Here is a 10,465-nt window from a genome sequence, read left to right as displayed (position 1 = left end):
TGGCTCGACCTCGGCTGGCCGGACGTGCCGGCGGGCCGGCGCAAGGTCGGAGTGGAGTACGACGGCCCCGAGCACCGGACGATCACCGGCCAGAACCGCGACCAGCTGCGCGACGCGGCCCTGGACGACGCCGGGTGGGAGATCATCCGCATCGGGGCCGCCCAGGTGCTCGACCCGCGGCTCGCCGACGCGCTCGCCGCCCGGATCCTCCGCAAGATCACGTGAGCCCCGGCGGAGCATGATCAGGGAGTCGCCACACGCCCGGCGGAGATCCGCTCGCCATGCAGTGACTCCCTCGCGGAGCCGGACCGCGGAGCCGGCCGCCGGGCAGCCCCCTCAGGCCCCCCGCCGCACCGCGATCGAGGCGCTGACCTCGCCCAGCGCCTCCTGGTACTCGGGGCGCGGGGTCATCGCGGCGGCCATGCGGAGCTGGGCGCGGGCCTCCTCCAGCCGCGACTGCCGCTGCAACGTGCGGCCGAGGGCGAAGCGGGCGTAGTGGTCCGCGGGGTCGATCTCCAGCACCCGGAGGAACGCGGCCTCGGCGCGGCGGAACTGGGCCGACGCCAGGTAGGCGCGCGCCGCGAGCAGGTGGACCGAGGCCGCGTCGGACTCCGCCTCGAGCAGCGGCGCGAGGGCCTTCAGCGCGTCCAGCGGGCGCCGGTGCTCGAGGAGCTGCTCGGCCCGGCGGAACGCCGTCACCATGCCGCCGCCGGGCGGCCCGGGGTCCGGCGCGTCGCCCGGACCCACGGACGGCACACCGCCGCCGGGTCCGGCCCCGTCCCGTTCCGATCCCCGCGACGACGACATTCCCGCACGGTAGGTCCCCGGCGCGTGCGACGCGAGACCGGACCGTGTCAGCCACCCGGGTGGCCGGGCCGGTACGCAGGGCGACGTGGCCCACGCCGTGCCTCACCCCGTCCCGTGGTCGCGGCAGATAGCATCCGCCCCGATCCGAGCGCAGTCAGCAACAGTCGCGAGCAGGAGGAGGCCGATCCGTGGCGGTCATCGAGCAGGTCGGCGCCCGGGAGATCCTGGACTCCCGGGGGACCCCGACGGTGGAGGTGGAGGTGGCGCTCGACGACGGCACCCTCACCCGCGCCGCGGTCCCCTCGGGCGCGAGCACCGGTGAGCACGAGGCCGTCGAGCTCCGGGACGGCGACCGGAGCCGGTACCTCGGCAAGGGCGTCGAGAAGGCCGTCGGCGGGGTGCTCGACGAGATCGGGCCCGGCCTCGTCGGGATGGACGCCACCGAGCAGCGGGTGGTCGACCAGAAGCTGATCGACCTCGACGGCACTCCCGACAAGTCGCGGCTCGGCGCGAACGCGCTGCTCGGGGTGAGTCTCGCGGTCGCGCGTGCGGCGGCGGAGTCGGCCGAGCTGGACCTCTTCCGCTACATCGGCGGCCCGAATGCGCACGTGCTCCCGGTGCCGATGATGAACATCCTCAACGGCGGCGCCCACGCCGACTCCGGCGTCGACGTCCAGGAGTTCATGATCGCCCCGATCGGTGCGGACACCTTCCGCGAGGCCCTGCGCTGGGGCGCCGAGGTGTACCAGGCGCTCAAGGCGGTGCTCAAGAAGAACGGCCTGTCGACGGGGCTGGGCGACGAGGGCGGGTTCGCGCCGTCGCTGCCGAACAACCGCGAGGCGCTGGACCTCATCTCGAGCGCGGTCGGCCAGGCCGGGCTCACGCTGGGGCGCGACGTCGTCCTCGCGCTCGACGTGGCCGCGAGCGAGCTCTTCTCCGACGGCACCTACACCTTCGAGGGCCAGAAGCGCAGCGCTGCGCAGATGAGCTCCTACTACGGCGAGCTGCTCGACGCGTACCCGCTGGTCTCGATCGAGGACCCCCTCGGGGAGAACGACTGGGAGGGCTGGAGCCGGCTCACCGCCGACATCGGCGACCGCGTCCAGATCGTCGGCGACGACCTCTTCGTCACCAACATCGAGCGGCTCGAGGAGGGCATCGAGCGGCGCGCCGCGAACGCCCTGCTCGTCAAGGTCAACCAGATCGGGACGCTCTCGGAGACCCTCGACGCGATGAGCCTCGCGCAGCAGTACGGCTACCGCTGCATGATGAGCCACCGCTCCGGCGAGACCGAGGACACGACGATCGCCGACCTCGCCGTCGCCACGAACTGCGGCCAGATCAAGACCGGCGCCCCGGCGCGCTCGGAGCGCGTGGCGAAGTACAACCAGCTGCTGCGCATCGAGGAGGCCCTCGGCGACGCCGCGCGCTACGCCGGCGACCTCGCCTTCCCGCGCTTCGACCCGGAGAGCTGACCGAAGGACCCGGAGGGACCCGAGACCGTGCCGACCCGGCCCCGCCCGTCACCGCCCGACCCGGCCCCGCGCCGCCGGTCGGGCGGGGCTCGCGCGACGACGGGTGCGGGGACGACGGCGGGTGCGGGTACCACGGCGGGTGCCGCCGCCCCGGGCACGACGACCGCCGCCACCGCCGTCGCTCCGGGCGCCACGACGACGGCGGCACCCTCGCGTCCGCGCACCCGCGTCCGGGCCCGCCAGGGTCCGCGGCGCGATGCCCAGCGCACCGCGCTGCGTCGTCACCCGCTCTCGCAGCGCCGCGGCGCCGGTGCGCCCGCCGCGGCGCAGGCGGCCGCCCGCGCGGCCCGGGCCACGCGAGGGGCCCTCGGGCTGTCCACCGCGCGGCGGGCGGCCCTGCTCGCCGTCGTCGTCTGCGCCCTGGCGCTCACGGTCGCGGTGCCGCTGCGCAACTACGTCTCCCAGCGCCACGAGCTGGCGGCGGTCGCCGAGCAGCAGCGCCACCTCGACGCCGAGGCCGCCTCGCTGCGGGCCGAGCGCTCCGCGATGGACGACCCGGCCCACGTCGAGGCGCTGGCCCGCGCGCGCCTCGGGTACGCCCGTCCCGGCGAGACGCCCTACCGCGTGGAGCTGCCCGGCGACGCGGCGAACGGGCACGTGGCGGACACCGGCGCCGCGCTGGCGCCGTCGGAGGCCGACCTGCCCTGGTACACCCGCGTGGCCCGCGGCACCCTCGGCACCCCGCGGTGACTGCTGACGTCCCCATGGTCGAGCCGCTGCGCGAGGGCGACCGCGAGGCCGTCGGGGCCCAGATCGGGCGGGCGCCCCGCGGGCTGCGCGCGGTCGCGCACCGCTGCCCGTGCGGACTGCCGTCGACGGTGCAGACCGCGCCGCGCCTCGAGGACGGCACGCCGTTCCCGACCCTGTACTACGCGACCTGCCCCCGGCTCACCTCCCGGATCGGCACGCTGGAGGCCGAGGGGCTGATGCGGACCCAGACCGAGCGGCTGGCGACCGACCCGGACTTCGCCGCCGCCTACGAGGCCGCCCACCGCGCCTACCTCGCCGAGCGCGACGCGATCGAGCCGCTGGGCACCGAGGTCAGCGCCGGCGGCATGCCGGACCGCGTGAAGTGCCTGCACGTGCACGTCGCGCACACCCTCGCCGTCGGCCCCGGGGTGAACCCGGTCGGCGACGAGACCCTCGCGCTGCTGCCCGAGTGGTGGGCCGCCGGGCCGTGCGTGGAGAGCCCCGCCGGGTCGTGACGCCGGCCCGGTGACCGGTCCCCCGCGCGGGAGCGCCCGCCTTGCTAGCGTTCCGGGCGCGACCAGCCTCCGCCGCCACGACGTCAGGGAGTGCCCATGCCGCGCGTCGCGGCCATCGACTGCGGGACCAACTCGATCCGGCTGCTCGTCGCCGACGTCACCGTCCGGGAGGACGGCTCGCAGTGGCTGCGCGACGTGCACCGCGAGATGCGGGTCAACCGCCTCGGGCAGGGCGTCGACGCCACCCACCGGCTGGCCCCGGAATCGCTCGAACGCACCCGCGAGGCGCTCTACGCCTACGGCGAGATGCTGCGCCGGACGTCGACGACGACGGTGCGCCTCTGTGCCACCTCCGCCACCCGCGACGCGGAGAACCGCGACGAGTTCTTCGGGATGGTCCGCGAGATCCTCGGCGTCGAGGCCGAGGTGATCACCGGCGACGAGGAGGCGCGCCTGTCCTTCGCCGGGGCCGTCGCCGACCTCGACCCGGACGAGGGCCCCTTCGTCGTCGCCGACGTCGGGGGCGGCTCGACCGAGCTCGTCACCGGCACCTGGGACGCGGTCACCGCCGACGTCGCGGCGGCGTACTCGTCGAACGTCGGCTGCGTGCGCCTGGCCGAGAAGTTCCTGCACGACGACCCGCCGACCGACGCGCAGGTCCGCGAGGCCGAGGACTTCACGCGCGCCACGCTCGCGGCGGCCTTCGAGACGGTCGACGTCGGGCAGGCCCAGACCTGGGTGGCGGTCGCGGGCACGGCCACCACCATCGCCGCGGTCGCCATGGACCTGCGCACGTACGACGCCGAGCGCATCCACCTCGCCCGCCTCGGGCTCGACGACGTCCGGGCCACCTGCCGCCGCCTCGAGGCGATGCCGCGCGACGAGCGGGCGGCCCTCGGCCCGATGCACCCCGGGCGGGTCGACGTCATCGGCGCCGGGTCCCTCGTCGTCCGGGTCCTCGCCGACGAGCTCGCCGAACGAGCCGGCATCACCGAGCTGGTCATCTCCGAGCACGACATCCTCGACGGCATCGCCCGCGAGTGCGCACTGGGACTGAGCGACCGGGGGCGGGGTCGCGCGCCCGAGCCGGACCCGGAGGCGTGACGACCGCCGACGCCGGGCGGGCCGGGAGCGCCGCCCTGTCCGCGCTCGACGCCGAGATCGCCGACTGCCGCGCGTGCCCCCGGCTCGTGGCGTGGCGCGAGGAGGTGGCCCGGGAGAAGCGCGCCGCCTACCGCGACTGGACCTACTGGGGCCGCCCGGTGCCGGGGTTCGGCCCCGCCGACGCCCGGCTGCTCGTCGTCGGGCTCGCGCCTGCCGCCCACGGGGGCAACCGCACCGGGCGGATGTTCACCGGCGACCGCAGCGGCGACGTGCTCTACGCCGCCCTGCACGCCGTCGGGCTCGCCTCGCAGCCCACCGCGACCCACGTCGGCGACGGGCTGGAGGTCTTCGGGGTGCGCCTCGTCGCGCCGGTCCGCTGCGCGCCGCCCGCGAACAAGCCGACGCCCGGCGAGCGGGACACGTGCCGGCCGTTCCTGGAGCGGGAGCTCGCGCTGCTCGGCGACGCCCGCGCCGTCGTCGTCCTCGGCGGCTGGGGCTGGCAGGCCCTGCTGCCCGTGCTCGACGCCGGGTGGGTGGTGCCGCGCCCGCGGCCCGCGTTCGGGCACGGCGCGCACGTCACCCTCGAGCCGCGTGACGACCGCCTGCCCCTGGAGGTGTTCGGCTGCTACCACGTCAGCCAGCAGAACACCTTCACCGGTCGCCTCACCCCCGCCATGCTCGAGGCGGTCCTGTCGCGGGCCGCGGGGGCGGCGGGCCTGACGCAGTAGGGTTCGCGGGCACGCCCCTGTAGCCCAATCGGCAGAGGCAGGCGACTTAAAATCGCCGCAGTGTGGGTTCGAGTCCCACCGGGGGCACCGGGCTTCGATCGCGCCGTGGCATCCCCCGCGGCACCGCCCGTCCGCCGGGGCGCGGCCCCCCGTTCACGCGGCCGTCACTCCCCGGAGAGCTCGCCGACGCCGGCTCCTCACCCGACCGGGCCACGATCGACCCCGGACACCAGGCGCGTCGCACGTCGTGTGACCGCTTGCGTCCCGGCTCTGACCGTTCGGCGTTCCTGCCCGCGCGCTGCTCCGAACGGGGGAGACGTGTGCGTCAGAATCCGGCGCAGGGAGGTGAGCAGAGTGGCTGACTCCGACGACGCCTCGCGGCCCGCGCACGGCGGTCCGCGACGCGCGGGCGAGCTGCCCCCGCCCGGCCCGGAGGTGCCCGTCCTCCGCCCGCCGTGGCAGGCGCTCGAGTCGCTGCGCCCGCTCACCCTGCGCGCCTGCCGGCGCATCGTCGTGGTCGCCCCGCACCCCCGCGACGAGATCCGCGCGGCCGGGGGACTGCTGCGCCGCCTCGCGTCGCGCCACGCCGAGGTCGACGTCCTCAGTCTCACCGAACGCCCCACCCGCACCTGCTCGACGCCGCCCGCCGGCAGCCCGCTGCCCGGGGCGGACGACGCCCCCGGGACGTTCACCCTCGACGACATCCTGGCCGGACGGCTCGACGACGGCCTGGAGGGCGCCGACGACGACCCGGACGGCCCCGACGGCCCCGGCGAGGACGCCGTCGACCCCGACGAGGCCGCGGCGGAGGCCGCCTACCGCGCGCTCGGGCTCACCGTCGTGCGCCGGCACCGGCTCGGCCTGCCCGACGGCGGCGTCGCCGAGGTCGAGGCCGATGTCGTCGGCGCCATCAGCGAGATCGTCGGGTTCGCCGACGACCGGTCCGGGCTGTGCGTGCTCGCGCCGTGGTCCGGCGACGGGGACGACGACCACGAGGCGGCCGGGCGCGCCGCGGAGATCGTGACGGCGGCCTACCGCGTCCGGCTCGTGCGCTGGCTGGACCGGGCCTGGACCTGGGCGGGACCCGACTCGGACGAGGTGCCGTGGCGGCGGGCCCGCCAGATCGTGCTCAGCGACACGGTGATCGCCCGCAAGCACGCCGCCAGTCAGGCGTTCCGGGCCGCGCTCGCCGACGCGGAGGGCGTGCGGCACGAGCTCGAGCTGCCGGACGGGTCGGCGCCGGGACCGCGTGAGGTCTTCCTGGTGTGACCGCGTTCCGTTCCCGGGCCGTGGCCGTCCCACCGTCCGGTGGCGTGTCGGGCCGACATCCGCTCCGGTGGCTAGGCTTCACCGGGTGACCGGGAGGGTGAACGGCGACGGCGTGGAGGTGGTGACGTCGCGTCCGGACGAGCACGAGCCGGCGTCGGACGCCGGCGTCGAGGGGGCCGGGGGTGCGCACGGTGACCGGACACGCACCGACAGTGCGCAGGGCGACGGGGCGCACCGGCCCGGGGACGCCCTGGCCGACGGGGGCATGGCCGACGAGGCGGCCCGCGTGCGCGACACCGTCACGGTCGACGTCTCCCGGGGCGACCTCCCGCAGGTGCTGCACACCGCGCCGGCGGCCGTGGCCCTCATCGACCTCGACGCCGGCACCGTCACCTACGCCAACGGCTCCGCGCAGGAACTGACCGGCGGCCGCGCGCAGCTCCCGCTCGACATCGACGCGTGGAGCGAGGCCGCGGGGCTCACCGACCTGTCCGGGCGCCCGATGCGCGACACCGCCTCGCCGTTGTCGCGCGTCGCGCAGGGCATGCCGGTCTCCGGGGAGCCGGTCGCGGTGTCCGACGCCGCCCGCCGCGGCTCGGAGGCCACCGAGGAGGAGCGCGAGGAGGCCGAGGGGCGCCTGCTCTGGGTCACCGGCTTCCCGCTCTCGGAGGCCGACGACGACGAGCGCCGCCGGCTCGCCCTGGTGGTGTTCCTCGCGCTCTCCGGGGCCGGCGCGCAGCGTCACCTCGAGATGATGCGCGACCGGGCGGTCGTCGCCACCGAGCTGTCGTTCACGATCTCCGACCCCGCGCGCGACCAGAACCCGCTGGTCTGGGTGAACCCGGCGTTCACGCGGCTCACCGGGTACGACCTCGACGAGGTCCTCGGCCGCAACTGCCGCTTCCTGCAGGGCCCCAACACCGACCCGACGTCGATCTCGCGCATCCGCAGCGCGCTGGCCGACGAGCGGCCGATCACCGAGGTGCTGCTCAACTACCGGCGCGACGGCACCGCCTTCTGGAACCAGGTCTCGATCTCCCCGGTGTTCGACGGCTCGGGCAACGTCGTCAACTTCGTCGGCGTCCAGGCCGACGTCACCGAGCGGGTCATGGTCGAGAACGAGCGCCGCGCGGCGCTCGCCGCGGCCGAGGAGACCCGCGAGCAGCTGCGCCTGCTCACCGACTCGACCGCGGCGATGACGGCGTCGCTGGACGCCGGCGGGGCCGCGCGGGCACTGGCCCGCATCGTCGTGCCCTCGCTGGCCGACTACTGCTGCGTCGACCTGCTCGACGAGGTCGGGCTCCCGACGTCGTCGCACCGGGTGGCGGTCAACCACCGCGACGACACCAAGACCGAGACCGTCGGCACGCTCGGACGCTGGATCACCCCGACCGAGGACGGCGACGACCCGGTCGACCGGGTGCTCGCCGGCGGGGCGCCGTCGCTGCTGCCGGAGCTGCCCGTGCGCCCGGAGGGGCTGCGCGGCGAGCCGGACCTCATGGCGCTCTACGAGCAGTTGCGCCCGCGCTCGGCGATCGTGGTGCCGCTGCGGGCCCGCGGCCAGGTGCTGGGCGCGCTGACCCTCGGCACCGAGCTGCCCTACGGCCGGCGCTACTCCCAGCGCGACCTCTACCTCGCGAGCGACCTCGCCGCACGCGCCGGTCTCGCCGTCGACAACGCCCGCCTCTACGCGCGCGAGCACGGCGCGGCGGAGACCCTGCAGCGCAGCCTGCTGCCCGCGGTGCCCGAGGTCCCCGGCCTGACCGTGGCGTCGCGCTACCTCGCCGCCACCGACGGCGCGCAGGTCGGTGGCGACTGGTACGACCTGCTGCCGCTGCCCGACGGCGCGGTCGGGGTCGCGGTCGGCGACGTGGTGGGCCACGACCTGCGGGCCGCGGCGGCGATGGGCGAGCTCCGCGGTGTGCTGCGCTCCTACGCCTGGGAGGGCCTCGGGCCCGATGCCGTCATCGCCCGGTGCAACGACCTCGTCCAGGGGCTGGGGATGGCGGCGATGGCGACCGCGGTCTTCGGGCGGCTCGAACGGGCGACCGACGACGACGGCTGGGTCCTCGGATACTGCAACGCCGGGCATCCGCCGCCGCTGCTGCGCCGCGGGGACGGCACCGTCGAGCTCCTCACCGGAAACCTCTCGCCGCTGATCGGCGCCGTGCGGGACGCGACGCGGGACTGCACCGAGGTGCGGTGCCGCCCAGGCGACGTGCTCGTGCTGCACACCGACGGCCTCATCGAGAGCCCGGGGAACGACCCGGACGAGCGCACCGAGCTGCTCGCGCGGACCCTCGCCGCCGAGACCGACGTCGAGGACGTCGGGGCGCTCTGCGACAAGGTGCTCGACGTCCTCGGCGCCGACGGCCTGCGCGACGACGCCGTGCTGCTGGCCATCCGGCTGGGGCACTGACCGCCGCGCGGCCCGCCCGACACGCGTCGGCCGGCGGACCCGGGTGGCCCGCCGGCCGGAGGCGTGAGGCGTCCTACTGCGGCGGGGGCGGCGGCTGCTCGCCCTGCGGCGGCGGAGGCGGCTGCTCACCCTGCGGCGGCGGCGGGTTCTCGCCGCCGTGCAGGAAGTCCTTGGCCTTGTCGCCCGCCTGGTCGAACTGCTCGTCGTGGCCGGCGAACTTGCCCTTGAGGGCGTCGCCACCCTTGTCGACGAACGAGTCGGCCTTCTCCGGGTTGTCCCCGGCCCACTCCTTGGCCTTGTTCACCATGTCGCCGAGCCCTGCCACGGTGTCCTCCTGGTCGTCGGGTTCCGATCGCGCAGAGGGTTCCCCGCCCGCGCGCATCGACACCCGAGCGCCCCATCCGGGTCGGCCGCTCCGTGACCCGCGTCATGGTAAACAGGTTTTTACCCGGCGGGGAACCTCGACCGGGTCTCGCGCGTTGAGCAGGATGGGAACGGTCGAGGAGTGACCGTCCCTCGTGGCCAGAGTGGAGGACGAGTGCGCACGAGCAGCAACCCGGCGTTCCGCAACCTGCCGACGTCGCCGGGCGGGTATGCGCGGTTCGGGGACGCGCCGGCCGGTCTCGGCGGCGGCTTCGGCGGCATGCCGGGAGGCGCGAGGCCGACGGCGGGTGCCGCCGACCGACCCCTGACCGTCGACGACGTCGTCCAGAAGACCGCGCTGAACGCCGTCCTCGCCATCGCCGTCGGCGTGCTCGTCGCGATCAGCGGGCTCTACCTGCTGGGGATCGTCGGGTTCATCGTCGGCCTGGTCGTCGCGCTGATCATCATCTTCAAGCAGAGCACCAACCCCGCGCTGGTGCTCACCTACTCGGTGGCCGAGGGCATGGCCCTGGGCGCGCTGACGGGGGCGCTCGAGGCGTCGAGCAACCAGTACGCGGGCATCGGCTTCCAGGCCATCCTCGGCGTGGTCGGCGTGTTCATCGGGATGCTGGTCGTCTACAAGACCGGCGCCATCCGCGTCACGCCGCGCCTCACCAAGATGGTCATCGGTGCCGCGATCGGCGTCATCGTGCTCATGCTCGCCAACCTCGTCGTCGGCTTCTTCACCCAGGACGGCCTGGGGCTGCGCTCGGGCGGCACGCTCGCGATCGTCTTCAGCCTGGTCTGCATCGCGATCGGCGCGTTCATGCTGCTGCTCGACTTCGACCAGGCCGACCAGGCCGTCAAGGCCGGCGTGCCCGCGCGGTTCGCCTGGTACCTGGCCTTCGGGTTCATGACGACGCTGGTCTGGCTCTACATCGAGATCCTGCGCCTGCTGAGCTACTTCCGCGACTAGCTCCGCAGGTGGGCGAGAGGGCACCTTCGGCCGCACGGACGGTCGGAGGTGCCTTTCGC

Annotated in this window: 11 protein-coding genes and 1 tRNA gene; 10 read left to right on the top strand and 2 right to left on the bottom strand. The window is 75.4% G+C overall.

Annotated features, from left to right (window positions below):
* Nucleotides 1–225 (top strand): DUF559 domain-containing protein (locus tag AC0CYZ_RS00345; protein WP_472210878.1); only part of this gene is annotated, 225 nt, incomplete at its 5' end.
* A 111-nt stretch (nucleotides 226–336) separates the two neighbouring features.
* On the opposite strand, the gene AC0CYZ_RS00340 is transcribed toward AC0CYZ_RS00345, so the two are convergent.
* Complete coding sequence (locus tag AC0CYZ_RS00340) at nucleotides 337–702, bottom strand: tetratricopeptide repeat protein (RefSeq protein WP_472210884.1); 366 nt, start codon at nucleotides 700–702, stop codon at nucleotides 337–339.
* Between the two features lie 293 nt (nucleotides 703–995).
* Between AC0CYZ_RS00340 and eno the strand changes: the two genes are divergently transcribed.
* From eno to AC0CYZ_RS00300, 8 genes are all read left to right on the top strand, one after another.
* The gene (gene eno, locus AC0CYZ_RS00335; protein WP_472210875.1) at nucleotides 996–2,282 is read left to right on the top strand and encodes a phosphopyruvate hydratase; all 1,287 of its coding nucleotides are present in this window, start codon (nucleotides 996–998) and stop codon (nucleotides 2,280–2,282) included.
* A 27-nt stretch (nucleotides 2,283–2,309) separates the two neighbouring features.
* Nucleotides 2,310–3,032: an FtsB family cell division protein gene (locus AC0CYZ_RS00330; RefSeq protein WP_472210872.1), complete on the top strand. Its 723-nt coding sequence runs from the start codon at nucleotides 2,310–2,312 to the stop codon at nucleotides 3,030–3,032.
* A gap of 14 nt (nucleotides 3,033–3,046) precedes the next feature.
* The gene (locus tag AC0CYZ_RS00325; RefSeq protein ID WP_472210881.1) at nucleotides 3,047–3,547 is read left to right on the top strand and encodes a DUF501 domain-containing protein; all 501 of its coding nucleotides are present in this window, start codon (nucleotides 3,047–3,049) and stop codon (nucleotides 3,545–3,547) included.
* A gap of 96 nt (nucleotides 3,548–3,643) precedes the next feature.
* Nucleotides 3,644–4,651, top strand: a complete 1,008-nt coding sequence (locus AC0CYZ_RS00320; protein ID WP_472210869.1) for a Ppx/GppA phosphatase family protein — start codon at nucleotides 3,644–3,646, stop codon at nucleotides 4,649–4,651.
* A complete protein-coding gene (locus tag AC0CYZ_RS00315; protein WP_472210865.1) occupies nucleotides 4,648–5,379 on the top strand; it encodes a uracil-DNA glycosylase in 732 nt (243 codons plus the stop codon). The genes AC0CYZ_RS00320 and AC0CYZ_RS00315 overlap by 4 nt, the downstream gene beginning before the upstream one ends.
* A 13-nt stretch (nucleotides 5,380–5,392) precedes the next feature.
* A tRNA-Leu gene (locus tag AC0CYZ_RS00310) sits at nucleotides 5,393–5,466 on the top strand.
* Between the two features lie 267 nt (nucleotides 5,467–5,733).
* Nucleotides 5,734–6,648: a PIG-L deacetylase family protein gene (locus AC0CYZ_RS00305; protein ID WP_472210862.1), complete on the top strand. Its 915-nt coding sequence runs from the start codon at nucleotides 5,734–5,736 to the stop codon at nucleotides 6,646–6,648.
* Between the two features lie 85 nt (nucleotides 6,649–6,733).
* Nucleotides 6,734–9,067: a SpoIIE family protein phosphatase gene (locus tag AC0CYZ_RS00300; RefSeq protein ID WP_472210858.1), complete on the top strand. Its 2,334-nt coding sequence runs from the start codon at nucleotides 6,734–6,736 to the stop codon at nucleotides 9,065–9,067.
* A gap of 73 nt (nucleotides 9,068–9,140) precedes the next feature.
* Here AC0CYZ_RS00300 and AC0CYZ_RS00295 read toward each other — a convergent pair whose 3' ends face one another.
* Nucleotides 9,141–9,392 carry an antitoxin gene (locus tag AC0CYZ_RS00295; protein WP_472210855.1) on the bottom strand — a complete coding sequence of 84 codons (252 nt, stop codon included), beginning with the start codon at nucleotides 9,390–9,392 and terminating at the stop codon, nucleotides 9,141–9,143.
* Nucleotides 9,393–9,605: 213 nt separating this feature from the next.
* Between AC0CYZ_RS00295 and AC0CYZ_RS00290 the strand changes: the two genes are divergently transcribed.
* Nucleotides 9,606–10,406 (top strand): Bax inhibitor-1/YccA family protein, encoded by an 801-nt coding sequence (locus tag AC0CYZ_RS00290; protein WP_472210852.1) that lies wholly within the window; start codon nucleotides 9,606–9,608, stop codon nucleotides 10,404–10,406.
* Nucleotides 10,407–10,465 lie beyond the last annotated feature (59 nt).

It is taken from the genome of Actinomycetospora sp. (genome assembly GCF_055612215.1).
Note: the sequence above shows the minus strand (reverse complement) of the source record. Positions and strands in the feature narration are given on the sequence as shown.

Excerpts from the sequence above, each read along its gene's own strand:
- AC0CYZ_RS00340 (WP_472210884.1), bottom strand. The coding sequence starts at position 702 with ATGGTGACGGCGTTCCGCCGGGCCGAGCAGCTCCTCGAGCACCGGCGC.
- AC0CYZ_RS00325 (WP_472210881.1), top strand. The coding sequence starts at position 3,047 with ATGGTCGAGCCGCTGCGCGAGGGCGACCGCGAGGCCGTCGGGGCCCAG.
- AC0CYZ_RS00320 (WP_472210869.1), top strand. The coding sequence starts at position 3,644 with ATGCCGCGCGTCGCGGCCATCGACTGCGGGACCAACTCGATCCGGCTG.